We start from the raw sequence: 25281 nt of genomic DNA, 5'->3' as shown, positions 1-25281 counted from the left end.
CGAGCTTGTCGAGAGCCCGTATCGAGAGGGGCGGCGCGCGCGACTTCTCGACACGCCGTCTCGACAAGCTCGACGGCTGCTCGAAGCAAACGGAAGGGGGAGGCCGTCTCGACAGGTTCGATGGCTGCTCGATGCGAACGGGAGGGAGGCCGCCTCGACAAGCTCGGCGGTTGATCGAGGCGAGCGGGGAGGGCGACGGGAATGCCGGCACGGCACCTCACCACCGGAACCCTCGTGCCCTTTCGGCGCTTACCCCTCGACACGAAAGCGAGGTACTTCATGGGTACGACGACGGTAGGCGCGCTGATCGGCGGCGCGATCGACAGCATGAGCGGTGACGATGGTGCCGCGGACGGCGCGATCATCGGTGCGGTGACGGCGAATGTGCTGAAGCTGGTGGTGCCGGTGGTGGTCACCTACGCGGTCGGCTGGGCGGTGCTGCGCGGCGCCGAGCAGCTGCGCGAACAACTGTTCCAGCGGGAGAAGACGGCGTGATCGGACGGATCGTAGGGATGCTGGTCGGGCGCGAGCTCGATCGGCGTGACGGCAGCGGCGGCGTGAAGGGTGCGGCGTTCGGCTATATGGTCGGCGGCGCGCTGCGGCGCATGGGGCCGCTGGGCCTTGTGCTGGGCGGTGGCTATGCCGCGAAGAAGGCGTACGACCGGCGCAAGGCGCGTCGAGGCTACTAAGAGGCCGCGGCGGGGGTTCAGGCCCCCGCCTGCCAGCTGCGGACCGCGTCGTTGGGCGCGAGCAGCATCCAGACGTTGAGCGTCAGGTTGTCGCGGATCGCGGCGAGGGCGACGAGTTCCAGCGCGATCCCCAGAGCAATGGTGGCCCAGGGCGGCAACCGACGCGCAACGGCGAATCCCACCACCATCCAGCCAATGTCGGCGACCGAATTGACGACGCTGTCGCCTTCGTAGCCGAGCGCGATCGTGACCGCGCGATAGCGATCGATGATGATCGGGGAGTTCTCCAATATTTCCCACGCCGCCTCGACAAGGGTCGCGAACGCCAGGCGCAGCTGCCATGGCTGGCGGCGCAGGACCAGCCAGCCGAGACCATAGAAGATCAGCCCGTGCACGACGTGGCTGAGGCTGTACCAGTCTGCGAGGTGCTGGCTGTTTTCCGCCGATTGGACGGTGCCGTGCCAGAGCTTCACCGTGCCGCAGGTGCAGATCGGGGTGCGGTCCATCGCCAGCAGCACCAGCGCTGCGAGCGCGACGATAGCCAGCGTCGCCCACCACCAGCGGGCAGAATGGGACGGGGTGCGGGTAGGGAAGGTGGTCGCCATGCCTTGACGTATCGCTCCTCCTCGCGCCACTAGCGCGCATGGAACTGCCGCCAGAGTCCGATCCGCACGGCTTCAAGCGCCGTGGCGTGTTGTTTGTCCTCTCCTCGCCCTCCGGCGCGGGAAAGTCCACCATCGCGCGCAAGCTGCTCGCCGACGAGCCGGGATTGTCGATGTCGGTGTCGGCCACGACCCGCGCGCCGCGCCCGGGCGAGGTCGAGGGCAAGGACTATCACTTCGTTGACCTGGAAGAATTCCGGCGCATGGCGACCGAGCATGAGTTCCTGGAATGGGCGCATGTGTTCGGCCAGCGCTATGGCACGCCGCGCGCACCGGTCGAGGCGATGCTTGCGGCCGGCAAGGACGTGCTGTTCGACATCGACTGGCAGGGAGCGCAGCAGCTGTTCCAGATCGCCGGCGGCGACGTGGTGCGCGTGTTCATCCTGCCGCCGTCGATGGCCGAGCTGCGCCAGCGCCTGCTCAACCGCAACACCGACGCGCTCGAGATCATCGACGCCCGCATGGCGCGCGCCGCGGCCGAGGTGAGCCACTGGGACGGCTATGACTATGTCCTGGTCAACGACGACGTCGAGGCCTGCTTCCGCAAGGTGCAGACGATCCTGGCGGCCGAGCGCCTGAAGCGTTCCCGCCAGACGGGCGTGATCGGGTTCATCCGCAAGCTGATGGCCTGAGCGGAACGTCCGCTTCGGCGCCGGCGTTCTGGTGCCGTCCTCGCGGACGATGCCTGCCATCAGACCACGGAAGCCACGACCTATGTCCTCCGCAAGCTCGCCTGCGCCGGCCTCCGCCGGCTCCGGTGTCGGATCGCGCCTTAAGTCGATTATCGGCGGATCGACCGGCAACATGGTCGAGTGGTTCGACTGGTACGTCTATTCGGCCTTCACCCTCTATTTCGCGCCGCACTTCTTCCCGAGCGAGGACCAGACGGCGCAGCTGCTGAGCGCGGCGGCGGTGTTCGCGGTCGGCTTCGTGATGCGGCCGATCGGCGCCTGGGTGATGGGCATCTATGCCGACCGGCAGGGACGCAAGGCGGGGCTGACGCTGTCGGTCACGCTGATGTGCCTGGGCTCGCTGATCATCGCCTGCACGCCTGGATATGAGACGATCGGCATCGCGGCGCCGGCGCTGCTGGTGCTGGCCCGGCTGATGCAGGGCCTGTCGGTGGGCGGCGAATATGGCGCGAGCGCGACCTACCTCTCGGAAATGGCAGGGCAGGACCGGCGCGGCTTCTTCTCGAGTTTCCAATATGTCACGCTGATCTCGGGCCAGCTGCTCGCGATCCTGGTGCTGCTGGTCCTCCAGGCGGTGATGGATACGCGCGACCTGGAGCAATGGGGATGGCGCATCCCGTTCGTGATCGGGGCGATGCTGGCGCTGGTGGTGTTCCGCCTGCGCCGGGGCCTGGCCGAGACGGAGAGCTACAAGAACGCCAAGGCGACCGGCGCGCCCAAGTCCGGGTTCCTGCAGCTGGTGCGCCACCACCCGCGCGAGACGGCGCTGGTGATGCTGCTCACCGCCGGCGGTACGCTCGCCTTCTACGCCTATTCGATCTACATGCAGAAGTTCCTGGTCAACACGTCCGGCTTCTCGAAGGAGGCGGCGAGCCAGATCAACGGCGTCACCCTGTTCGTGTTCATGTGCCTGCAGCCGATCGCCGGCGGGCTTTCGGACCGGATCGGGCGCAAGCCGCTGATGGTCGCGTTCGGCGTCGCGGGCGTCTTGTTCACCTATCCGATCTTCAGTGCGCTGGAGCAGACCCAGGACGTGTGGACCGCCGGCCTGCTGGTGATGGCGGCGCTGATCATTGTCACCGGCTATACCTCGATCAATGCGGTGGTGAAGGCGGAGCTGTTCCCCTCGCACATCCGCGCGCTGGGCGTGGCGCTGCCCTATGCGCTCGCCAACACGCTGTTCGGCGGGACGGCGGAATATGTGGCGCTGAGCTTCAAGGATGCCGGGTGGGAGCGCGGCTTCTACTGGTATGTGACGGCGATGATCGGGGTGTCGCTGGTCGTGTACCTGCGCATGCGGGACACGCGCCACCGGAGCCTGATCCAGGAGGATTGAGGCGCGTCGCCTTGCGGCTGGCGACGGTGCTCCCGCGCAAGTGCTCGTTGCTCTGCTTGCCCGTGGATCCCCGCCTGCGCGGGAATACGTAGGGGGCGATCGTCCTAGCGAAGCGCGTCCAGGAACCTCACCGCGGCGTCATAGTCGCGACGGCGGATCAGGCGCGCTTCGGTCGCGAGCGGGTCCTCGCCCCAGCGTTCGACCTGCCAGTCCTCGTCGACATGGGCGGCGTTCCACACCATCTCGGCATCGAAGGCGCGTTCGGCGAGCGCAAGTGCCAGCACCAGCGAGCCGGTGATGGTGACGATCGGCGAGAGGCCGGCGAGCGCGAAGGCGTCGCGAGCGGCCGTAGCCTCGGCGAGTCGCGCGACGGTGGCGGGGGGCTGGGCGACGTGCATCACGCCGGCGGTGATCGCAAAGGTCACGTCGTAGCGCTGGCGGGCCCAGGCGAGCACCGGATCCCAGGCAGCCTGCTGGCGCGCGACCAGCGGCTCGGGATCCTCAGCGCGGTAGCAGAGCAGGTCGCTCTCGCCATAGGCGGCCAGGCCGGCCGCGAAAGCGGCGGGATCGGGCGCGACCCGGTCGATCGCCGCGTTGGCGAGGCCGGTGAGCGGCATGGCGCGGGGATCGAGCCGATCCTCGACTGCGCTCCATTCGTCCGCCACCGCCTGAGCAAGCGCGGGCGTCGGAAGCGTCAGCGGCACGCGACCGGGCGTTCGGACGGGGCGCCCGTCGAGGGCGATGCCGAGGCCGGCGTCGGTGGGCTCGACCGTGACGGTTTTCCAGAAGCGCTTCATGGCTTGGGCGGGGTCCTCCAGCGGTGTGCCAGGGCGCGCGGCACCACCGCCATCACGTACAGCGCGCACAGCACGATCGCGACACCCAGCAGCTTGGGCGGCCATTCGGCCGCGCGCGTCAGCAGCATGAGCCCCAGCACCGCGCCGGCCGAGGCGACGATGCGGACCAACACGAGCACCAGCCAGCGGTTGCGGGCGGGATCGGCGCTCATGCGCGCATCGCGACGGGCAGGGGGCACAGGGTCTCGGCCAGCGCCGGAAGCGCCGAGGCATGGTCGAGGACGTGGCGCGCGCCGGCGGCGGTGAGCTCGGCGACGGTGTGATAGCCCCAGGCGACGCCGATCGGGTGCACCCCGGCGGCGGCGGCCATGGCGATGTCGAAGCTGGTGTCGCCGATCATCACGGTGTTCTCCGGATTGGCCCCCGCCTCCGCCATCGCTAGCTCCAGCATGGAAGGATGCGGCTTGGAGGGATGACGATCGGCCGTCTGGAGGGTGACAAAGTGGTCGGAAAGACCGTGATGCTCGAGGATCAGCGCGAGCCCGCGGTCCGACTTGCCGGTGGCTACGCCCAGCAGCCAGCCGTCTGCGAGGAGCCGTTCGATCGCCGCACGGACGCCGTCGAACAGCGGCTCGTCGGCGAGGCCGCCGCCGGTCCGCATCGCGCGGAAATGGCGCTTATAGTCCTCCGCGACGGACGCGTGCAGCGCCGGCTCCACCTCCGGCGCGAGCCGGGCGACGGCTTCGACCAGGCTCAGGCCGACGATGCGGCGGATCGCGGCGCGGTCCGGCAGCGGCAGCTGGGCGGAGTCGAACGCCAGCTCCATCGCGCGGCAGATGTTGGCCTGGCTGTCGACCAGCGTGCCGTCGCAGTCGAATACCGCGAGTCGGGTCATCCGCGTCCCCGGCTGCGCCGTTCGCCGCGGCGTTCCTTGCGCACGGTCTTGGCATGCGCCTTGGCCTTGGCCTTCTCCACCGCGCGGCTGGGGGGCGGGGGCGTGTCCTCCGCCAGCGCATTGCCGAGCGCCATGTCGAAGCCCAGCAGCTCGATGCTCTCGGCGAAATGCTGGGGCAGCTCCGCCGTCACGTCGATCTTGCCGCCATCGGGATGATCGATGCGGATGCGGCGGGCGTGGAGGTGCATCTTGCGGCTGACGCCCCCGGTCAGGAACGCGGCCGCGCCACCGTACTTGCCGTCGCCGACGATCGGATGGCCGATCGCCGCCATGTGCACGCGCAGCTGGTGGGTGCGGCCGGTATAGGGCTGAAGCTCCACCCAGGCGGCGCGGTTGCCCACGCGCTCGATCACGCGGTAGCGCGAGCGGGAGGGCTGGCCCTCTTCCTCGTCCACGTGCATCTTCTCGCCGCCGCTGCCGGGCTGCTTGGCGAGCGGCAGGTCGATCATGCCGTCGTCGATGTCGGGCACGCCGATCACCAGCGCCCAATAGGTCTTGCGCGCCGAGCGGCCGGAGAAATGCTTGGAGAAGAAGGCGGCGGCACGCGACGTGCGGGCGAGCAGCAGCGCCCCCGATGTGTCCTTGTCGAGCCGGTGGACGAGCTTGGGCCGGCCTTCCGCGTCGAACTGGAGCGCGTCAAGCAGGCCGTCGACATGGTCGTGCGTCTTGGTGCCGCCCTGCGTCGCGAGACCGGGCGGCTTGTTGAGCACGATCGCCTGCGCGTCGCGGTGGATGACCATCGACTGGGCGAGTTCGACCTGCTCCGGCGCGAGCGGCGGGCGCTGGGCCTTTGGACGCGGAGCCTTTTCCGGCTCGGGCGGGGGGACGCGGATCTGCTGGCCCTCGGTCACCCGGTCGCCGGGCGTCGCGCGGGCGCCGTCGACGCGCAGCTGGCCGGTCCGCGCCCAGCGCGACACGGTGTTGAAGCTGACGTCGGGCAGGTGCCGCTTGAACCAGCGATCGAGGCGGACGCCGTCGTCGTCGGCACCGACGGTGAACTGGCGGACGGCGTTGGGCGTGTCGCTCATGCGGCGATCCTTCCAAGCGAGAGGCCGGCGAACAGCGCGAGGATCGCGCCGGCGACCGAGGCGGCGACATAGGCGAGCGCCGAGGCGAGTTCACCGCGCTCGATCATCAGCGCCGCATCGAGCGAAAAGGCCGAAAAGGTGGTGAAGCCGCCGAGCACGCCGACGCCGAGCAGCAGGCGCGCGGTTTCACCGCCCAAGGCGCCACGCGCGAGCACCGCGACCAGCAGGCCCATGGCGAAGCCGCCGATCAGGTTGACGCCGAGCGTCCCCCACGGCCAGCCGGGGCCGAAGAGGACGAGCGCGGCGCGCCCGAACAGATGGCGCAGCCCGGCGCCGACTGCGCCGCCGAGCATGACGAGTAAAAGATTGCCCATGATCGGCTGCGCCTAGCGCATCGGCGCGCGGCTGAACAGGCGCGTGGTACCGGGAACGCCTCAAACGCCCTTGTTCAGCACCATGTCGATGTTGGTGCGGGGGCCATCGGGGGCGAGGAACAGCACATAGACGCCGCCGTCGCGCCCGCGGCTGCCGGCGAGCACATGCTCGTTGCCGTCAAGCTGGTGGCCACTCGCATAGCCGGCGCGGGTCGCGCGGGTGTAGTACCAGTCGACGAGCTGCCCGAGCGGCGCCTCGACCGTGAAGCTGACCACGCGGAACTGGCAGCCGGACACCTGGCTGCCCGCTGCCTCGGTGAGCGTCGCTTGCGGGTGGAGCGGCAGGTCGGGCGGCAGCCGCTTTGCCCAGTCGGTCGCGTAGGTCAGGCTGCGCGTGCACTCGACCGGCGCCGTCCCCTCGCGCCGGGACGATGCAGCGAGGGTGACGGCGCGGCGCGCGGCGTCGCACTCGGGGCAGGAGCCGGCACGCTTGGCTGGAGGCGCTGCCAGCAACCGCTCCGTGGCGGGGTTCGCCGACGTACCGGGGCGGGGCCCGGCCCCCGCCGTCGCGCTTCCCTGGTTGGTGCCGGCGAGGCGCTTGGGATCCACCAGGATGCGGTTGCCGAGTGCGGCTGCCGCCTGGTCGTCCCCAGTCAGTTCCGCGTCCAGCGCAGCGATGTTGTCGGCGCCGGGATCGGCTCGCTCACAGCCTGCGAGCGCGAGCAGCGAAAGGGCAGCGGCGAGGGACGGCAGTCGGCGCATCGGGCTCTCCCACACGACGGACATTGGCGAGAGGGTCAAACAAGACGAAGCTGGTGTAAACCATGTTGTGCGGCCGATCGGGCGGGGAGTCCCGATGCGGTGCAGGAATGGACGCGAGGCCGGAGCCAAATACCGAAAGGGCCGGGCCGCTTGTGCGGACCCGGCCCTTCGAGGGTCAGCGGCGGCGGGTGCCGTTCGCTTCGGTGGTGAGGCGCTTGATCAGGTCGACCTCCGCCTTGCGATAGGGGGTGCCGTCCGCGCGCAGCACCTCGTGGAACCAGACGGTCGGCTCCTCATAGGTGTAGGGCTTCTTCCAGCTGTCCCACGGCATGCGGGTCTGCGTCTTTCCGTCGACGAAGCCCCAGTTGAACATCGCGATGTCGTACTTCTTGCCGAGCGGCAGCGACCCGTCGAACGTCGATCCGTTCCCGCGCGCCATATATTCGGTGCAGAAGACGGGGCGGCCGTAGCTCAACACCTGCTTGGCGCGGGTCTCGAACTGTTCGGGCCAGTTATAGTCGTGAAAGCTGTTGATGTCGGACTGGCTGAGCTGGATGCGCTCCACCGCGTCCAGCGTCTCGGCCTTGTCCCAATGCTCGCCGATCCAGACGCCGCTGGTGAGCGGCTGGGTGGGGTCGACGCTGCGCGCCCAGTCGAACACGCGGCCCAGCAGCCCCGCGACCAGCGCGGTCTTGTTCGGGGTAGGCTTGTAGGAGCCGCCGCCGCCGCCTTCGTTGTTGGGTTCGTTCCACACGTCCCAGCCGAGCACGCGCTTGTCGTTGGCGAAGGTGCCGACGACGTCCTTCACATAGCCTTCAAGCTTGTCGTACTGGCTGGCGTCCGCGAGCCGCGCGGCGCCCGGCGCCTGCATCCAGCCGGAGTTGTGGACGCCGGGGATCGGCGGGCGCTGCGGCCCTGCCACCGGGTTCGGATCCCAGCAGCTGTCGAACAGCACGAACAGGACGCGAATCTTGTGCCTGTCGGCGATCTGGAGGAACTGGTCCATCCGCTGCTTGAGGCCCGCCGCGTCATTCTCCCACAGCATGTTGTGGAGGTAGACGCGCATGACGTTCATGCCCATGTCCTGGGCCCAGCCGAGTTCCTGGTCGATCTGCTGCGGGTTGAAGGTCTCCGGCTGCCACATCTCGAACTGGTTGATCGCGCCGCGGTTGGTGTAGTTGGCGCCCACCATCCACGGCTGCTTGCCGTACCAGCTCTTGGCCTGGGTCGGGGTCCACAGGTCGCGTGCGTCGGCCGGAAGCGAGGTGGTGATCGTGGCAAAGGCGGCGCCGGCGAGCAGCAGGAAACGAGTCATGTTCGGGGCTCCTGGGATTAGCGCTGCTGGGGCGATGTGGTCTGCCCCGTGGAGAAGCGATAGGTCATGGTGTTGCGATAGATCTGGCCCGGATCGAGCCGCGCAGACCCGAAAGCGGGCTGGTTCACCGTGTCCGGGAACAGCTGCGGCTCCAGCACGAGCGCGTCGCCGCCGCGGTAGATGCGCTGCGCCTTGCCGGTGACGGTGCCGTTGATGAAGTTGCCGGAATAAAATTGCAGGCCCGGCTGGTTGGACCAGAGCTCGAACCCGCGGCCCGACAGCGGATCGTGGACGCGCGCCATCAGGTGCTGGTCCTGGGTGACGCGGTCGCCGATCACCCAATTATGATCGTAGCCGCGGCCGTAGACCATCTGGATGTCGCGGGCGTCGCGCACCCGCTCGCCGATCTGGTGCGGCGTGCGGAAGTCGAACACGGTGCCTGCGACCGGACGCAGCTCGCCGGTGGGGATCAGCGTCTCGTCCACCGGCGTGAAGCGCTGGGCAGGGATCTCCAGGATGTGGTTCATCGCGCCCGCGCTCGAACCCTCGCCCGAGAGGTTCCAATAGGCGTGGTTGGAAAGGTTCACGACGGTCGGCCGATCGGTGGTGGCGCGATAGTCGATGGTGAGGGCGTTGTTCTCGTCGAGCGAATAGGTCGCGTCGACGGTGAGCGTCCCGGGATAGCCCTGGTCGCCGTCGCGGCTGACGTAGCGCAGCGTGACCGAAGGCGTCGTGCCCGACTTCACCGAGACCACGTCCCACACGACCTTGTCGAACCCGCGCGTGCCGCCGTGCAGTGCATTCGGGCCGTCGTTGACCGGCGTCTGATAGGTCTTTCCATCGAGGGTGAAGCGGCCCTGCGCGATGCGGTTGGCGACGCGGCCGACCGTGGCGCCGAAGAACTCGGGCTGCTTGAGATAGCCGGCCATGTCCGGATAGCCGAGCGTGACGTCCTCGATGCGGCCGTCGCGGTCGGGCATCTTGAGCGACTGAAGGCTGGCGCCCCAGGCGATCACCGTCGCCGAGACGCCATGGCTGTTGGTGAGCGTGACCGCCGGGACCGGCTTTCCGTCGCTGGTGCGGCCGAAGGTCGAGCGCTTTGCCTCGCCCGCCTGGGCTGTATGGGCCGTCAAGCCTGCCACGGCCACCGCCGCAAGCAACATCCACGCCTGGCGCATCGCTCTCTCCTCATCTTGCGGCCACCTTCTCCGAATGGCATCCCCGCATGTGTAGCGCCTGAGGGAGGCACTGCAAGCCAATTGTACGATAATTGGCTTGAAGGGTTCGAGGGGCAGGCGTACGCAACAAGCAAGCAGGCGGAAAACGCCTGCAACACCGGAGGGGTGTGCCGACGTGCAGCAGGAGTTAGGGCGTAATCTTACCTATGGTCTTCAGGAGGTGCTGGGACGGGCGATCGTCGTCGGCTACTACAACGACCGGCCGTTTCCGAACGAAGCGGATATCGTCAGGGAGCATGGCGTCAGCCGCTCGGTGACGCGTGAGGCGGTGAAGATGCTGGCGGCCAAGGGGCTGCTGGGCGCCCGCCCCAAGCAGGGCACGTTCGTGCTGCCGCAGGAATCCTGGAACCTGTTCGACACGGACGTGCTGCGCTGGCTGCTGGAGCGCAAGCTCTCGATCAACCTCCTGCGCCACTTCAACGAACTGCGCGTCGCGGTCGAGCCGGCGGCGGCAGCGCTTGCGGCCCGGCGTGCGGGGCCGGAACAGCATGCCGCGATCCTCGCCGGGCTCGACCGGATGCGCGCTGCCGAACAGGGACGTGACGAGACGCTGGACGCCGACATCGCCTTTCACGTGGCGGTGCTGCGGGCTTCCGAAAATCCCTTCTACATCCAGTTCCGGGACGTGGTGGCGACGGCGCTGCGGACGTCGATCCGCTTCACCAACCGGATCGCGGGCCGTTCCGCCAGCATCGCGGACCATGCCGCCGTCTATGAAGCGATCGTCGCGGGGGATGCGGACCGGGCGCGGCTCGCCATGGCGAAGCTGATCGACGACGTGCTGGTGCTGATCGAAGGGGTCGGGGAAGAGGCGGCCGCCGCCTGAACCGTCCGCCGGCTGCATTGCAGCCGGCGGCGGAACTTCCCGGGCGCCGTCGCGCTGAACCGGCGACGAGCCGGGAGACAGGCAGATGAACGCTGAACGCACTACCCATGCCTGGAAGATCGGGGCGGGCCTCGCTTTGGGCGCTGCTGCCGTCGGGCTCGCCTATAGCCGCCTCTCGGCGCACGAGCATGGGGATCGCGAAGTCGCCTATCCGCCGCTCGACACGCCCAAGCCGCTCGCCGACGATGTCTGGATCGTCGATGGCGCGCCGATCGCACCCATGGGCATCACCCTGCCGGTGCGCATGACGGTGGTGCGGCTGGGGAACGGTGACCTTTGGCTTCACTCCCCGATCCGCTACACGCCGGCACTCGCCAAGGCGCTGGAGGCGATCGGGCCGATCCGGCACCTGGTGGCGCCGAATATCGCGCACTGGACGTTCCTCAAAGCCTGGCAGGAAGCCTATCCGGACGCGACCACCTGGGGCGTTCCGGGACTTCGCGACCGGCGCCAGGTGCGCAATTCGGGTGTGCGGATCGACCGCGACCTGCAGGACGCGGCGGAGGAGCCGTGGTCCTCCGAACTGGAGCAGGGGATCGTTCCCGGCGCAGCGGGCTTTCGCGAGGCCTATTTCTTCCACAAGGCCAGCCGCACGCTGTTGCTCGTGGACCTCGTCGAGAACCTCCAGCCGGAGAAGCTGCCGCCCTTCACCCGCGCGGCGATGGCGGCAGCGGGTGCGACCGACGGGACCACCGCACGCTATCTGCGCGTGCTGATCCGCTGGAACGGCGACGAGGCGGCGACAAAGATCCGCGGGCTCATCGACCTCGATCCGGAGCGGGTGGTCGTTGCCCATGGGGCGGTGTTCGCGGGGCATGGCGCCCGGCACCTCCGCCACGCCTTCGCCTGGCTTCTGGGAGATCGGGTCCGATAACCCCGCAGGCCTTGCTGAAGCACCCGCAAGCCGGGGCGCAGGTCGGCGGGCGCGGCAGTGGAGTCGTGCGGTTCCGCAACTCCGCCAGGACGAATAACATAGATGAGTTACCGCTTCACGGACCGCCGGTAAGCCGCTTCCCCGTAGCAAGGGGAGCATGGGTGCACGACGGACATCAAAGCGGTGGAATGATGTTGATCCGCCGCCTCGGCAACTATGCACGCCTGACGCCCGAAGACGAAGCGGCACTCCAGCAGATGCTCGCGCTGCCGATCCGACTGGCACACGCTCGGCGGGACATCATCGCCGAGGGGGCAGTGCCGCGGGCGGTGTTCCTGATCGTCTCCGGCTGGGCGTGCCAGTTCAAGACGCTGGAGGACGGGCGCCGACAGATCGTGGGCTTCCTGCTTCCGGGCGACAGCTGCGATCTCAACAACCTGGTGCTCAGGCGGATGGATCACTCCATCGGCGCGCTGACCGATGTCCGCTATATGGAAATTCCGGGCGAGGCCATCCAGCGTCTGACGCGGGACCATCCCCGCATCGGCAAGGCCCTGTGGTGGCAGATGCTGGTCCATCTTTCGGTGCAGCGCGAATGGACCACCAACTTGGGCCAGCGCAATGCCATGGAACGCCTGGGCAGCCTGTTGTGCGAGCTGGCGCTGCGGCTGCGCGACGTCGGCCTTTCGAACGGCGAATGCTATGACCTGCCGCTCACGCAGACCGATCTCGCCGATGCGACCGGATTGACCTCGGTCCACATCAACCGGACGCTTCAGCAGTTGCGTGCATCGGGGCTGATCAGCCTCTCGGGCCGCGTGTTGCGCATTCCCAACTTCGCCGCGCTGCAGGAAGCCTCGCTGTTCGCGCCGGACTATCTGCACCGCGCACAGCGTGAGGCGCGGCAGAGCCATGGCATGGCTGGTGCCGGCGTTGCGGATCACGCAGACCAGTGAGCGTGAGGGGCGGGAGCACCCCCTGTAACCCGATCATGCGTCATCGACGAAATCGATCAACTCCATAGGATTTCATCACTTCCCTCGCGCGCCGCGGCTCCCTATTTCATTCGCATCCGCAGCATGGAGTTTTTGGAATGGGAATCATTGGTAGCTCGCTGAAGCCGTTCACGACGCAGGCCTACAAGCAGGGCAAGTTCCTGGAGGTCAGCGACCGCGACGTAGCGGGCAAGTGGGCGGTGTTCTTCTTCTATCCGGCCGACTTCACCTTTGTCTGCCCGACCGAGCTGGAAGACCTGGCCGACAACTACGCCGAGTTCCAGAAGCTGGGCGTCGAGATCTACAGCGTCTCGACGGACACGCACTTCAGCCACAAGGCATGGCACGACACCTCGCCGGCGATCGGCAAGATCGACTTCACCATGCTGGGTGACCCGGCCGGCGTGATCACCAACAACTTCGGCGTGATGCGCGACGGTGCCGGCCTCGCCGACCGTGCGACCTTCGTGGTCGATCCGGAGGGTGTGATCCAGTTCGTCGAGATCACCTCGGAAGGTGTCGGCCGCAACGCCGTCGAGCTTCTGCGCAAGATCAAGGCCGCGCAGTATGTCGCAGCGCACCCGGGCGAAGTCTGCCCGGCAAAGTGGGAAGAGGGTGAAACCACGCTCGCCCCGTCGCTGGACCTGGTCGGCAAGATCTAAATTACCCAGCCCCCTTGGGTAACCAGGCGGCCCGGGGTGAATCCGTTCGCCCCGGGCCGTTTTGTATCAAGTTTCCGGAGTTTCCCCATGCTCGACGCCAATCTGACGCAGCAGCTCAAGGCCTATCTGGTCAACATTCGCGAGCCGATCGAGCTCGTCGCTTCGCTCGGGACCGACGCAAAGTCGCGCGAGCTGGGTGAGCTGCTGAACGAAATCGCTGCCCTTTCCGACAAGATCGCCGTCGTCGACGGTGACGATGCGCGCAAGCCCAGCTTCCAGATCCGCCGCACCGGCACCGACATCGGCGTCCGCTTCGCCGGCATTCCGATGGGCCATGAGTTCACCTCGCTGGTGCTGGCGCTGCTGCAGGTCGGCGGCCACCCGTCCAAGGCTTCGCAGGAGCTGATCGAGCAGGTCCAGAACCTCGATGGCGACTTCGCCTTCGAAACCTATTTCTCGCTGTCGTGCCAGAACTGCCCGGACGTGGTGCAGGCGCTGAACCTGATGAGCGTGCTGAACCCGCGCATCAGCAACGTCTCGATCGACGGTTCGCTGTTCAAGGAAGAGGTCGAGGCGCGCAAGGTGATGGCGGTGCCGACCGTCTATCTGAACGGCGAAGTGTTCGGCCAGGGCCGCATGGAGCTGGAGCAGATCGTCGCCAAGATCGACAGCGGCGCCTCCGCGCGTGCGGCCGAGAAGCTGAAGGCCAAGGATGCGTTCGACGTGCTGGTGGTGGGCGGCGGCCCGGCCGGTGGGGCGGCGGCTATCTACGCCGCGCGCAAGGGCATCCGCACCGGCTTGCTGGCCGAGCGCTTCGGCGGGCAGGTGCTCGACACCATGGCGATCGAGAACTTCATCTCGGTGCCGCATACCGAGGGGCCGAAGCTCGCCGCGCACCTGGAGCAGCACGTCAAGGAATATGACGTCGACGTCATGAACCTGCAGCGTGCCGACAAGCTGATCCCGGCAGCCCAGGCGGGCGGCCTGCACGAGGTGCGGCTGGAGAATGGCGCGTCGCTGAAGGCGCGTACCGTGATCCTTTCGACCGGCGCTCGCTGGCGCCAGATGAACGTGCCGGGCGAGGACGCGTACAAGAACAAGGGCGTGGCCTATTGCCCGCACTGCGACGGCCCGCTGTTCAAGGGCAAGCGCGTGGCGGTGATCGGCGGCGGCAACTCCGGCGTCGAGGCGGCGATCGACCTCGCCGGCATCGTCGCGCACGTGACCCTGATCGAATATGACTCGGACCTTCGCGCCGACGCGGTGCTGCAGCGCAAGCTCGCCAGCCTGCCGAACGTCCAGATCATCACCTCCGCGCTCACGACCGAAGTGAAGGGTGACGGCGAGAAGGTCGTCGGCCTGACGTACAAGGACCGCAACCACGGCACGACCCACGAGATCGCGCTGGAAGGCATCTTCGTGCAAATCGGTCTGGTGCCGAACACCGAGTGGCTGAAGGGTGCGGTGGGGCTGACCCCGCGCGGCGAGATCGAGATCGACCATCGCGGCGAAACCACGCAGGCCGGCATCTTCGCGGCGGGCGATGCGACCACGGTGCCCTACAAGCAGATCGTGATCGCGATGGGCGAGGGTTCGAAGGCGGCGCTGTCCGCGTTCGACTACCTCATCCGCCTGAACCCGGCGGATCTCGCCGAGGCGGCGTAACGGCTGGGCGGCGCGGCCGGTGGGCCGCGCCGTCTGTTTTTCTGAATCCGTATTCCTGCGCAGGCAGGAATCCAGGGCCAAGTAGAACAACAAGCGTCGGCGTGCGGAACCCTGGGCTCCTGCTTTCGCAGGAGCACTGTGGAGGCCTGGGCGTCAGTCCGTCTGCCGCGCCGCGCCCTGTTCCAGATAGGCGGCGAGCGGCTCGATCATCTCCTTGGGAATGCGGCGCGCGATCACCGGCATCGTCGCCTGCGACTGACGGGCGTCGACCTCGACTTCCTCTCCCTGCCAGTGGCGCAGGCGGTCGGCGATATATCCCGCCTTCTGGCCCTCGATCGCCGGCGCGCGTCCGCCCGGCTTGTGGCAGGAGCGACAGGCCGGAAGCTCCTTTTCAGGGAGTCCCTGGTAGACCAGGCGTGGGGCGGTGCCCTGGCCAGCGGAGAGGGGACGCAAGCCCGGCATGGCGGCGAAGTGGCGCGCCAGGGCCTGCATCTCGGCATCCGAGAGCATGACCGCGACTTGCCGCATCACCGCGCTCTGGCGATCCCCGCTTGCATAGCCGCGCAGCGCCGCGAGCAGATACGCGGGCTGCTGCCCACCCAGGACCGGAACGTCGTCGGCACCGCGCCCGCGCCCGTCGGCGCCGTGGCAGCCGGTGCAGGTCCGCAGCGTCGCATCGGAGACGCCGGCCAGCGGCGCGGCGGGCGTTTCGTCCGTCAGCGACCGGTATTGTGCCGGCGTCATCCGCGGCAGGCGGCGGACGAAGGCCACCATGCGGCGGATCTCGTCCGGGCGCTCCTTGGCGGCCCAGGCGGGCATGCCCGTGAACTTCACGCCATGCTGGATGATCCAGAACAGCTGGTGGTCGTCCCATTCGCGCGCGTTGATCGAGAGGTCCGGCGCATGGGGGGTGGCTGCCCGCATCACCGGCGACGGCGGCACGCCGGGTGCGCCGTGGCAAACGGCGCAGCTGTTCTTGAAGTGGCCCGCGGCGCTGACGAGGCCGAGGTCGTCCCGAGGCTCCTTTTCAGCGGCGAACGCTGCGTGGGTGCGCACCGAATTGCGCATGGTCCAGTGCAGGAACCAGTCGGTGATCGCCCAATGGCCGCTGGAGGCGGCGACGTTGAACGCGCCGGACCAGGCGAAGAGCAGGCCCGCCGCCGCCAGGGCGACGAGCGCCGCGAGCGCACGACGCCAGGTGATGCGAAGGGTCATGCCCGTGCCTCCTGCCGGATCAATCCGCCGAGCATGGCCAGCGCGCCCAGCAGATAGCTGGCGCCGCCGATCACCAGCATCACGACGCCGCCGAGCTGCTGGTCCTCGACCGGGCCGAGACCGGCAAAGCCGCCATGCATCGCCATCATCGGGTAGAGCGGACGGGGCGCCAGGCCGATCAGCGCGCCCAGCAGCGTCATGTGCATCGAGGTGAGCAGCAGCGCCCCGATGCCGCCGACGCGCCGATCGCCCCCGGCGCCGAGCACCGCGGCCCAGAGCAGGATGCCGGCGGCGAGGAAGCTCAGCTGCTCGATCGCCAGCCAGGCCAGCTGCGCGTCGGCGAGCGCCCGCATTGCCGGCAGATGCCAGCCCCAGACGACGGCCAGTTCGACCAGCGACATGGCGAGCGGATGGACCAGCCGCGGCGCGCGGAGGGCGAGATCATAGCGGGTGCCGACCATGCCCCAGGCGAGCAGGGGCGCGGCGATCGCGACGGCGATCATGTGCCCGGCCATGTGCCCGACCATGCCGAGCCCGAGCGCCGACACCAGCCAGCCGAGCGCCAGCAGCGCGACACCGGCGAGGAGGCTGCCGCGCTTCACCGGCAATCCTGGAGGAAGAGCACGGGCATGGCGGTGAACACCACGCCGGCAAAGCTCAGGCCGGACAGCAGCAGGGTCGCCTTGGCGAGGAAGCGGACGCGATCGACGTCGGTCCCCGATTCATGCGGCGGCGGGTCTCCGGGGATGCGGGACTGGATGTGGGCGAGGATGCCGGCCAGCGCGATCAGCACCAGCGCGAGGATGGTGCCGATCGCAAAGGCGGTCGGTGACTCGGCGAAGCTGCCGAGCTTGGCGCAGCGCACCGCTGCCCAGAGATAGGAGAAGAGGAAGTGCGCCGCCCACAAGGTCGGCGGGATGATCAGCGTCCACAGCGTGACCCGCAGCGCCCGGACGCGATCGCGTAAACCCCGCTTCATGCGACCTCCGGGAACCAGCCGATCGTCAAATAGGTGACGATCGCGGTGAGCGCGAGGAAATGCTGGAAGACGGTGATGTTGCGCAGGTCCGCATCATGGGTCGGCGTCATCCTGCCCGCCAGGCTGCGCGCCAGCGTGTAGACCTGCATGATCGCGCCGATGCCATTATGGGCCGTGGTCCAGATGGCCAGCGTCCAGACGATCGCCGGGTAGACGTGGAGCGTGGGATCGAGACCGGTAGCCCAAGGACCGGCGAGCCCTGCGGCCAGACCGCCGAGCGAGGCGAGCGGTGCGGCGATCAGCAACAGCCGGGCGAGCGCCACCCGGCCGCGAACATGAACCTCGCGCGCGGCGACGGTCGCAGCCCAGCTGGCGAGCGTCAGCCCCAGTGCAACCATCGGCCAGGCGATGCCGGGTCCGTCGAGGCCGGGGCCGGACGGCGGAAACGCCGGATGCACGGTCCAGTAGAAGTAATAGCCGAACACCAGCCCCGAAAAGGCGGTGGCATCGGCCATCATGGTGATGAACATGGCCCACCAGCCGGAGGAGGAGGGCCCGGAGATGTAGAGCGGCAGCTCGAGACCGTGGCCGATGGGCTTGCACGGCTTTTCGGGAATCTCCGCGGTGCCGGTCCACAGCCAGGCGAGCACCAGCGCCAGGGTCGCGAGGCCGGAGAGGAGCGCCAGCCAGTAGAGGTGGTAGGTGGTGAGGATGAACACGCCGCCGAGCGCCACGGCGGTCAGCATCGGCTTCACGCTGGGCGTGCCGAGGCGAACGACCTGGAGCGGGCGCGCGTCGAGGACGGTGGTGACGATCGTCTCGCGGCGTCCTTCTTCCGCATCGGGCAGGAAGTAGCGGCCTTCGTCCACGTTTCGCACGAAGCCTGGCTGGTCCCAGATGGGGTAGCGGCTTTCGATCAGCGGGATCGAACGCACGCCCCAGTTCTCGCTTTCAGGCAGCGTCAGCCACTCGAGTGTGCCCGCATCCCAGGGATTGCGCCGTGCCTTGGGCCGGGTGGGGGAGAGGGCAAGGTCGATCACCACCAAGGCCACGCCTGCGGCGAACAGATAGGCGCCGGCTGTCGAGGCGAGGTTGAGGCCGCCGATGCCGAGCTCGGCCGGATAGGTGAACACGCGGCGCGGCATGCCCATCAGGCCGGAAAAGTGCATCGGGAAGAAGGTAAGGTTGGCGCCGACGAACATGATCCAGAAGGCGGTGCGCCCGAGCCGGTCCGACAGCTTCTTTCCAGTCACCAGCGGCCAGTAATAGTAGAGGCCGGCGAACAGCGGCAGCAGCGTGCCGCCGATCAGCACGTAATGGAGATGCGCGACGACGAAATAGGTGTCGTGCGCCTGCCAGTCGAACGGCACCACGGCGACCATCACGCCCGTCAGGCCGCCGATCACGAAGATGGCGAGGCTGCCGGTGGCGTAGAGGAGCGGCGTCGACCACACGACGCGACCGGCCCACAGCGTCGCCAGGAAGCAGAAGATCTGGACGCCGGTCGGGATCACCACGGCCTGCGAGGCGGCGGAGAAGAAGGCGAGGCTGATCTTGGGCAGCCCGGTCGCGAACATGTGGTGCACCCACAGGCCGAAGCTCAGGAACGCGGTGCCCACCGCCGCCAGAACGATCCACGGATAGCCCAGCAGATGGCGGCGCGCGAAGGTGGGCACCAGCATCGCGAACAGCGCGATCGAGGGCAGGAAGATGATGTAGACCTCCGGATGGCCGAAGATCCAGAACAGGTGCTGCCAGAGCAGCGGATCGCCGCCGCGGGCCGCATCGAAGAACGGCCAATCGAGCAGCCGCTCCATTTCGAACAGCACGTCGCCGGCGATCAGCGGCGGGAAGGCGAACAGGATCATCACCGCCACGACCAGGATGTACCAGGCGTAGAGCGGCATGAGGTTGAGGCGCATGCCGGGCGGGCGGCATTTCAGGACGCCGACGATCAGCTCGACGGCGGCGGCGACCGACGACACCTCGATGAACGAGAGGCCCAGCATCCAGATGTCCGCGCCGAGGCCGGACAGGTCCTTGCGGGTGGTGAGCGGCGGGTACATGAACCAGCCGCCGTCGGGCGCCGCGTTGAAGAAGATCGACCCGCTGACGAAGACCCCGCCGATCAGAAAGCTCCAATAGCCGAACGCCGAAAGCCGCGGGAACGGCAGGTCCCGCGCGCCGAGCAGGCTGGGCAGCAGGATGATCGACACCGCCTCGAACATCGGCACGGCGAACAGGAACATCATCATCGACCCGTGCAGCGTGAACAGCTGGTTGAAGGTCGAGGCCGAGACCAGGTCGTTGTCGGGCGCCGCCAGCTGGGTGCGCATGATGAGCGCCAGCACGCCCGCGAACAGCATGAAGGCGAAGGCGGTGAGCACGTACCAGTTGCCGACGCGGTTGTTGTTGCAATCGGTCCAGCGGAAGAACCAGCCCTTGGGCGCTTCCCAGACGGCGCGCAGCCGTTCCTCCTGCGCGCGGCGGACCGCGGGATCGTTCTGTGCGTCGGCGGTCATTGCAGGCCCTGCAGATAGGTGGCGATCTGCCGGGCGTCGTCGGGCGGCAGGTGGGGAAAGGCGGGCATGCGCGCGCCGGGTTTTGCCTCGTCGGGCTTGCGGATGAAGCGGGCGATCGCCTCGGTCTCCATCGGCAGCGTGCCGGCCGCGACGCGCAGGCGGCTGCCGAAGTGGGTGAGATCAGGGCCGATCATGCCGAGCGCGCCGGTGCCGCGGATGGCGTGGCAGCCTGCGCAGCCATTGTCGGCGAACAGCGCCTGGCCGCGTGTGTCCGCAGGAGGGGTGGCGGGCCTGCGCTGGAGGGCGAGCCAGCGATCGAACTCCGCCGGCTCCATCGCGACGACGTCGAACGCCATGCGGGCGTGGGAGAGACCGCAGAATTCGGTACAGGCGCCGCGGTAGCGGCCCGGCGCATCGGCGCGCACCACCAGCTCATTGGTGCGGCCGGGGATCATGTCCATCTTGCCGGCGAGGCCCGGAATCCAGAAGCTGTGGATCACGTCGGACGCCTTCAGCTGGAAGGCGACGGTTCGGCCGACCGGGATGCGCACCTCGTTGGCGGCGGTCACCGGCGGAGTTCCTGAAGGCTGGTAGGCGACCCGCCACCAGAACTGCTCCCCGGTGACGGTGATGCGCAGGTCGGCAGGGGCAACCGGCCGCGGGCGCATCATCGGCAGCGCGTAGAGCAGCAGGGCGAACAGGACGAGTGTCGGCACCAGCGCGCCGAGCACCAGCACCAGGCGCATGCCGCCCTTGTGGCTGAGGTGCCCTTCAGGTGCGCGCACCGCGGCCAGCCAGAGGCCGGCGAGGGCTACCAGGATGACGACCGCCCCGATCACCAGCACCAGCGTGAGGTGGCGGACCTGCTCGGCTTCGGCCCCGAACGGCGCCAGGGCGGACTGGTGGCGGTTGCAGCCGGCGATCAGCAGCGTTGTTGCCGTCGCGCCAAAGATCTCGCTCCGCCGTGCGCGCATGCCACCCTTTTCACAGCGCCGCATGCGGCGCGCCCCCGACCTTATACTTGTGCACGACCGCAACGCCCGCGCGGGCGCTTCGATCCGGCAGACATAAAACGTAAGGAACGGGTGGGGCGGCACCGCGGCGCCGCCCCGGCCGATCAGCGGGCCGCCTGTACCTGCGGCTGGTCGACCGGCACTACCGGTAGCCACACGGCGGTGGGCGAGCCGGTAGTATGCTCGATCGTCACCGTCGCCCTCTGATAGTCCGCCGGCTTGGCGAAGAAGATGTTGGGCACATACTTCTGCGGGTTGCGGTCGTAGAGCGGGAACAGCGTCGACTGGATCTGCACCATGATGCGGTGGCCCGGCTGGAACACATGGTTCACGGTCGGCAGGCGGAAGCGGTAGCGCTGGACCTTGTTGGCCGGGATCGGCGTCGGCTTCTCGAAGCTGTCGCGATAGCGGCCGCGGAAGATATCGAGCGCGATCGGCAGCTGATAGCCGCCCATCTTCGGATCGGAGGCGACCTCGTCCGGATAGACGTCGATCAGCTTGACCACGAAGTCGCCGTCCGTGCCGGTGGTGCGGGCGAACAGGTCCGCGATCGGCGCGCCGGAGACGCGCGTCGGCGCGGTCAGCACCTCGGTCTGATAGGTCAGCACGTCCGGGCGGCCGTCGACCGAACGCTGGTCGCTCACCAGCCACTCCTTCCAGCGCGCGGAGTCTGCGAACGATACCGGCCGGGCGAGATAGGGCACGGGCTTGGCGGGATCGGAGACATAGCTGTCGGCGCCGCCCGCGGGCTTGCCGAACGACAGGCTGTAATTGCCCTGGAGGTACAGCGGCGTCAGCGGACGTGCGCAGTCCTTTTCACAGGCGAGCGGCCAGGTGGCGAGCCGGTCCCAGTGGTTCGCACCGGTGTTGTAGATCAGCACCGGCGGCGCTTCGTACGCAGGCGCGTTGTCGCGCAGATAGCGGTTGAAGAAGGGCAGCAGCACGTCGCGGCGGAACTGGAGCGCGGTGTCGCCGTCCCACTTGAGCGGGCCGAGCGAGGAGCCGTCGTAATTGACCTGGCTGTGCCGCCACGGCCCCATGACGAGGTGGTTGTTGCCGGCCTTGCCCACGGCCTTGAGCGCCTCCCAGCTCATGATCGCGCCGTACATGTCCTCCTGGTCCCACAGGCCCTGGATCCAGAGCGTCGGCACGTTGGAGGGGTTGGCCGCGACCATCTTGTCGAGCGCCTGGCCCTGCCATTCCGCGTCATAGGCGGGATGCTCCGACATGCGGCGCCAGAAGGGCAGCTGGTCGAAGCCGGACTGCTTGGCCCATGCCCCGGCCGAGCCGATGCGGCGGAAGGTCTCGTAGTCGTCGAGGCCGGTCGAGGGCGGCTGCTTGCCCGCGCCCTTGAAGCCGCTCTGCGAGCCGATCCAGCCGATGTTCGCTTGGCGGAAGGCGCCATAGTGGAACCAGTCGTCGCCCATCCAGCCGTCGATCATCGGGCTCTGCGGTGCTGCTACCTTGAGCGCCGGGTGCGGCCCGAGCAGCGCCATCACCACCGTGAAGCCCTCATAGGACGAGCCGAGCATGCCGACGCGGCCATTGGATTCGGGAAGGTTCGCCTTGTTCACCAGCCAGTCGATAGTGTCATAGGCGTCGGTGACGTGATCGACCTTGGTGCGGTTGAGCGGACCGATCACGGGCCGCGTGACGACATAGTCGCCCTCGGAGCCGAACTTGCCGCGGATGTCCTGGAAGACGCGGATGTAGCCGTCGTTCACGAACACCTCGTCGCCCTGCGGCAGCGCGGACAGCATGTTGGGGCTGTCGGTGCGCGAGGCGCGGCCGGAGGCGTTGTAGGGCGTGCGCGTCAGCAGGATCGGCGCGTTGGTCGCGCCCTTGGGCACGATGATGACCGTGTGCAGCTTCGTCCCGTCGCGCATCGGCACCATGATCTCGCGACGATCATAGTCGTAGGCGGTCTTCGGCATGGTGAAGTTGGCGGGAATGTCGCCGGTGCTCGCCTCGGTCCGGGTATCGACGTCCTTGGGGGCGGGCGGCGCCACCTGCGCGGTTAGGGCGGCGAACAACATCGGGGCAGCAAGCAGGGCAGGGCGCAGGCGCATCGGCAGATCCTTGGGTGCGGCGCCCGAGGAACGAGGGGCGCTGCGCGCATTGTTGCGGTGCGGGGCCGCCGAGTAAAGCGGCTTGGCGCGATGCCGTGAGTCTTGGTGCTCCTGCTTTCGCAGGAGCACTGGTCAGGGAGAGGCGATCAGCCGTCCAGGCGCTTCGCGTGCCAGGCGACATGGTCGGGCATGAAGGTGGAGATGAAATAGTAGCTGTGGTCGTAGCCCGGCTGCATGCGCAGGGTGAGCGGGATGCCGGCCGCGTCGCACGCCTCGCGCAGCAGCTCGGGCTTGAGCTGCTTGAGGAAATCGTCGGCGTCGCCCTGGTCGACCAGCAACTCGGGCAGGCGCGCGCCGTCCGCGATCAGCGCGCACGCATCATGAGCGCGCCATGCCGCGAGGTTGGTGCCGAGATAGCCGGCCAGCGCCTTTTCACCCCAGGAGGAATTCATCGCCGAGGCGATCGGCGCAAAGGCGGAGACGCTGCGGAAGCGGTCGGGATTGCGCAGGGCGATGGTGAGCGCACCGTGCCCGCCCATCGAATGGCCGGTGATCGACTGGCGCGCCATGTCCGCCATCGGGAACTCGGCCTCAATCAGTGCCGGAAGTTCGTCCTCGATGTAGGAGCGCATGTGGAAGTGCGTCGACCAGGGCGCCTGCGTCGCATCGAGGTAGAAGCCCGCGCCCTGGCCGAAGTCGTAACCCTCCGCATCCGGCACACCCTCACCGCGCGGCGACGTGTCCGGCGCGATGAAGATCACGCGGTGCTCGGCGCAGGCAGCGCGGAACTCGCCCTTTTCGGTGACATTGGCGTGGGTGCAGGTGAGGCCGGACAGATACCAGAGCACCGGCAGCCGCTCGCCAGGGTCGTGGGCGGGCACGAACACGGAGAAGGTCATCGGCGTGCCCGTCGCGGTGGAGGCGTGGCGATACACGCCCTGGATGCCGCCGTGCGAGGTGCTGGTGGAGACGGTTTCGAGAGCCATGGTGCGTCTTTCGATCACGCGATGCGGTGCGACGCGCAGAGCTTGTTGCCGGCCGGGTCGCGCAGATAGGCGAGGTAGAGAGTCCGGCCCGCGGTCCCGTGGCGGATGCCGGGCGGGTTCTCGATCGCGGTGCCGCCGTTCGCGAGGCCGGCCGCGTGCCAGGCGTCCGCTGCCTCGGGCGACGCGGCGGCAAAGCCGATCGTGCTGCCGTTGGCCGGGCTGGCGGGCTCACCATTGATCGGCCGCGTCACCAGGAAACGACCGCCGCCATGCATATAGACGAAGCGGCCCCATTCATCGACCACGCCGGCCGGGATGCCGAGCGCGCCAAGCGCGGCGTCGTAGAACGCCTTGGACGTCGCGATGTCGTCGGCGCCGACCATGAGGTGGCTGAACATCAGTAGACCACCACGCTGCGGATGCTCTCGCCGGCATGCATCAGGTCGAAGCCCTTGTTGATCTCCTCCAGCGTCAGCACGTGGGTGATCATCGGGTCGATCGCGATCTTGCCGTCCATGTACCAGTCGACGATCTTGGGCACGTCGGTGCGCCCCTTGGCGCCGCCGAACGCGGTGCCGCGCCAGTTGCGGCCGGTCACCAGCTGGAACGGACGGGTGCTGATTTCCTTGCCGGCTTCGGCCACGCCGATGATGATCGAGGTGCCCCAGCCGCGGTGGCACGCCTCCAGCGCGGTGCGCATCACCTCGGTATTGCCGGTGCAGTCGAAGGTATAGTCGGCGCCGCCGTCGGTGAGCGCCAGGATCTCGGCGATCACTTCCTCGCGCGACTTTCCGCGACCGTTGATGAAGTCGGTCATGCCGAACTGGCGGCCCCAGCCTTCGCGGTCCGGGTTGATGTCGACACCGATGATCTTGTTGGCACCCGCGAGCTTGGCGCCCTGGAGCACGTTGAGGCCGATGCCGCCCAGGCCGAAAACGACGATGTTATCGCCGACCTGCACCTTGGCGGTGTTGACTACCGCGCCAACGCCGGTCGTCACGCCGCAGCCGATGTAGCAGCTGGTCTGGAAGGGCGCGTCCTCGCGGATCTTGGCCACCGCGATCTCCGGCAGCACGGTGAAGTTCGAGAAGGTCGAGCAGCCCATGTAGTGAAAGATCGGCTGGCCCTTGTAGGAGAAGCGCGTGGTGCCGTCCGGCATCAGCCCCTTGCCCTGGGTCGCGCGGATCGCGGTGCACAGGTTGGTCTTGCCCGACAGGCACGACTTACACTGGCGGCATTCGGGCGTGTAGAGCGGGATGACGTGGTCACCCGGCTTCACGCTGGTGACGCCGGCGCCGACCTCGCGCACGATGCCCGCGCCTTCATGGCCGAGCACGGACGGGAAGATGCCCTCGGAGTCGAAGCCGTCGAGGGTGTAGGCGTCGGTGTGGCAGATGCCGGTGGCCATGATCTCGACCAGCACCTCACCGGGCTTGGGGCCTTCGAGATCGAGCTCGACGATCTCCAGCGGCTTCTTCGCTTCGAAAGCGACGGCGGCGCGTGTCTTCATGGGGGTTCTCGCGATTGGAAACGGGGGATGGAGCGGGGATAGCGAAACCGCGGGACG

At 68.2% G+C, this 25281-nt stretch carries 27 protein-coding genes; 9 read left to right on the top strand and 18 right to left on the bottom strand.

The window, feature by feature from the left end; translation table 11 throughout:
* The first annotated feature begins 279 nt into the window (after positions 1-279).
* Positions 280-495, top strand: a complete 216-nt coding sequence (locus MHZ35_RS04480) for a hypothetical protein (RefSeq protein WP_125959852.1) — start codon at positions 280-282, stop codon at positions 493-495.
* Positions 492-689 carry a hypothetical protein gene (locus MHZ35_RS04475; RefSeq protein WP_132884286.1) on the top strand — a complete coding sequence of 66 codons (198 nt, stop codon included), beginning with the start codon at positions 492-494 and terminating at the stop codon, positions 687-689. Before MHZ35_RS04480 ends, MHZ35_RS04475 begins: the two co-directional genes overlap by 4 nt.
* A gap of 17 nt (positions 690-706) precedes the next feature.
* Here the strand turns inward: MHZ35_RS04475 and MHZ35_RS04470 are convergent, their stop codons facing one another.
* Entirely contained in the window at positions 707-1294 is a 588-nt protein-coding gene (locus tag MHZ35_RS04470) for a DUF2585 domain-containing protein (RefSeq protein ID WP_239434555.1), read from the bottom strand.
* A 38-nt stretch (positions 1295-1332) separates the two neighbouring features.
* Between MHZ35_RS04470 and gmk the strand changes: the two genes are divergently transcribed.
* Together gmk and MHZ35_RS04460 are read left to right on the top strand one after the other, a co-directional pair.
* The gene (gmk, locus tag MHZ35_RS04465; protein WP_125959849.1) at positions 1333-1983 is read left to right on the top strand and encodes a guanylate kinase; all 651 of its coding nucleotides are present in this window, start codon (positions 1333-1335) and stop codon (positions 1981-1983) included.
* Between the two features lie 82 nt (positions 1984-2065).
* Positions 2066-3379, top strand: a complete 1314-nt coding sequence (locus tag MHZ35_RS04460; RefSeq protein ID WP_239434554.1) for an MFS transporter — start codon at positions 2066-2068, stop codon at positions 3377-3379.
* Between the two features lie 104 nt (positions 3380-3483).
* Here the strand turns inward: MHZ35_RS04460 and MHZ35_RS04455 are convergent, their stop codons facing one another.
* The 8 genes from MHZ35_RS04455 to MHZ35_RS04420 form a co-directional block, all read right to left on the bottom strand.
* The gene (locus MHZ35_RS04455) at positions 3484-4176 is read right to left on the bottom strand and encodes an ATP12 family chaperone protein (protein WP_239434553.1); all 693 of its coding nucleotides are present in this window, start codon (positions 4174-4176) and stop codon (positions 3484-3486) included.
* Positions 4173-4388 (bottom strand): hypothetical protein, encoded by a 216-nt coding sequence (locus MHZ35_RS04450; protein ID WP_132884314.1) that lies wholly within the window; start codon positions 4386-4388, stop codon positions 4173-4175. The genes MHZ35_RS04455 and MHZ35_RS04450 overlap by 4 nt, the downstream gene beginning before the upstream one ends.
* The gene (locus MHZ35_RS04445; protein WP_239434552.1) at positions 4385-5071 is read right to left on the bottom strand and encodes an HAD-IA family hydrolase; all 687 of its coding nucleotides are present in this window, start codon (positions 5069-5071) and stop codon (positions 4385-4387) included. The genes MHZ35_RS04450 and MHZ35_RS04445 overlap by 4 nt, the downstream gene beginning before the upstream one ends.
* The gene (locus MHZ35_RS04440) at positions 5068-6159 is read right to left on the bottom strand and encodes an RluA family pseudouridine synthase (RefSeq protein ID WP_239434551.1); all 1092 of its coding nucleotides are present in this window, start codon (positions 6157-6159) and stop codon (positions 5068-5070) included. Before MHZ35_RS04440 ends, MHZ35_RS04445 begins: the two co-directional genes overlap by 4 nt.
* Complete coding sequence (gene crcB, locus MHZ35_RS04435; protein ID WP_239434550.1) at positions 6156-6533, bottom strand: fluoride efflux transporter CrcB; 378 nt, start codon at positions 6531-6533, stop codon at positions 6156-6158. The genes MHZ35_RS04440 and crcB overlap by 4 nt, the downstream gene beginning before the upstream one ends.
* A gap of 60 nt (positions 6534-6593) precedes the next feature.
* Complete coding sequence (locus MHZ35_RS04430; RefSeq protein ID WP_239434549.1) at positions 6594-7319, bottom strand: hypothetical protein; 726 nt, start codon at positions 7317-7319, stop codon at positions 6594-6596.
* A 151-nt stretch (positions 7320-7470) separates the two neighbouring features.
* Positions 7471-8610: a cellulase family glycosylhydrolase gene (locus MHZ35_RS04425; RefSeq protein ID WP_239434548.1), complete on the bottom strand. Its 1140-nt coding sequence runs from the start codon at positions 8608-8610 to the stop codon at positions 7471-7473.
* Between the two features lie 17 nt (positions 8611-8627).
* Complete coding sequence (locus tag MHZ35_RS04420; RefSeq protein WP_239434547.1) at positions 8628-9788, bottom strand: aldose epimerase family protein; 1161 nt, start codon at positions 9786-9788, stop codon at positions 8628-8630.
* A gap of 175 nt (positions 9789-9963) precedes the next feature.
* Between MHZ35_RS04420 and MHZ35_RS04415 the strand changes: the two genes are divergently transcribed.
* From MHZ35_RS04415 to ahpF, 5 genes are all read left to right on the top strand, one after another.
* Positions 9964-10674 carry a FadR/GntR family transcriptional regulator gene (locus tag MHZ35_RS04415; protein WP_239434546.1) on the top strand — a complete coding sequence of 237 codons (711 nt, stop codon included), beginning with the start codon at positions 9964-9966 and terminating at the stop codon, positions 10672-10674.
* 85 nt (positions 10675-10759) lie between these two features.
* Complete coding sequence (locus MHZ35_RS04410; RefSeq protein WP_239434545.1) at positions 10760-11608, top strand: DUF4336 domain-containing protein; 849 nt, start codon at positions 10760-10762, stop codon at positions 11606-11608.
* 188 nt (positions 11609-11796) lie between these two features.
* Positions 11797-12564, top strand: coding sequence for a Crp/Fnr family transcriptional regulator (locus MHZ35_RS04405; RefSeq protein ID WP_239434544.1), 768 nt, complete (start codon positions 11797-11799; stop codon positions 12562-12564).
* 137 nt (positions 12565-12701) lie between these two features.
* Positions 12702-13265 (top strand): alkyl hydroperoxide reductase subunit C, encoded by a 564-nt coding sequence (ahpC, locus tag MHZ35_RS04400; protein ID WP_125959837.1) that lies wholly within the window; start codon positions 12702-12704, stop codon positions 13263-13265.
* Between the two features lie 87 nt (positions 13266-13352).
* A complete protein-coding gene (gene ahpF / locus MHZ35_RS04395; protein WP_239434543.1) occupies positions 13353-14930 on the top strand; it encodes an alkyl hydroperoxide reductase subunit F in 1578 nt (525 codons plus the stop codon).
* Positions 14931-15083: 153 nt separating this feature from the next.
* On the opposite strand, the gene MHZ35_RS04390 is transcribed toward ahpF, so the two are convergent.
* From MHZ35_RS04390 to MHZ35_RS04350, 9 genes are all read right to left on the bottom strand, one after another.
* Positions 15084-16145 (bottom strand): c-type cytochrome, encoded by a 1062-nt coding sequence (locus tag MHZ35_RS04390; protein ID WP_239434542.1) that lies wholly within the window; start codon positions 16143-16145, stop codon positions 15084-15086.
* The gene (locus tag MHZ35_RS04385) at positions 16142-16747 is read right to left on the bottom strand and encodes a cytochrome c oxidase assembly protein (RefSeq protein ID WP_239434541.1); all 606 of its coding nucleotides are present in this window, start codon (positions 16745-16747) and stop codon (positions 16142-16144) included. Before MHZ35_RS04385 ends, MHZ35_RS04390 begins: the two co-directional genes overlap by 4 nt.
* On the bottom strand, positions 16744-17124 hold the full coding sequence (locus MHZ35_RS04380) for a hypothetical protein (RefSeq protein WP_239434540.1): 381 nt from the start codon (positions 17122-17124) through the stop codon (positions 16744-16746). Before MHZ35_RS04380 ends, MHZ35_RS04385 begins: the two co-directional genes overlap by 4 nt.
* The gene (gene ctaD, locus MHZ35_RS04375; RefSeq protein ID WP_239434539.1) at positions 17121-19646 is read right to left on the bottom strand and encodes a cytochrome c oxidase subunit I; all 2526 of its coding nucleotides are present in this window, start codon (positions 19644-19646) and stop codon (positions 17121-17123) included. The genes MHZ35_RS04380 and ctaD overlap by 4 nt, the downstream gene beginning before the upstream one ends.
* Positions 19643-20620: a cytochrome c oxidase subunit II gene (gene coxB / locus MHZ35_RS04370; protein ID WP_239434538.1), complete on the bottom strand. Its 978-nt coding sequence runs from the start codon at positions 20618-20620 to the stop codon at positions 19643-19645. Before coxB ends, ctaD begins: the two co-directional genes overlap by 4 nt.
* Positions 20621-20763: 143 nt before the next feature.
* Positions 20764-22728, bottom strand: coding sequence for a CocE/NonD family hydrolase (locus MHZ35_RS04365; RefSeq protein WP_239434537.1), 1965 nt, complete (start codon positions 22726-22728; stop codon positions 20764-20766).
* Between the two features lie 146 nt (positions 22729-22874).
* Positions 22875-23714: an S-formylglutathione hydrolase gene (gene fghA, locus MHZ35_RS04360; RefSeq protein ID WP_239434536.1), complete on the bottom strand. Its 840-nt coding sequence runs from the start codon at positions 23712-23714 to the stop codon at positions 22875-22877.
* 14 nt (positions 23715-23728) lie between these two features.
* Positions 23729-24112, bottom strand: coding sequence for a VOC family protein (locus MHZ35_RS04355; RefSeq protein ID WP_239434535.1), 384 nt, complete (start codon positions 24110-24112; stop codon positions 23729-23731).
* The gene (locus MHZ35_RS04350) at positions 24112-25224 is read right to left on the bottom strand and encodes an S-(hydroxymethyl)glutathione dehydrogenase/class III alcohol dehydrogenase (protein WP_239434534.1); all 1113 of its coding nucleotides are present in this window, start codon (positions 25222-25224) and stop codon (positions 24112-24114) included. The genes MHZ35_RS04355 and MHZ35_RS04350 overlap by 1 nt, the downstream gene beginning before the upstream one ends.
* Positions 25225-25281: the final 57 nt, after the last annotated feature.

The organism is Sphingomonas sp. ACRSK (assembly GCF_022346685.1).
Lineage (GTDB): Bacteria > Pseudomonadota > Alphaproteobacteria > Sphingomonadales > Sphingomonadaceae > Sphingomonas > Sphingomonas molluscorum.
The sequence above is the reverse complement of the archived record's forward strand: the minus strand, read 5'-3'. Positions and strand labels throughout refer to the sequence as shown.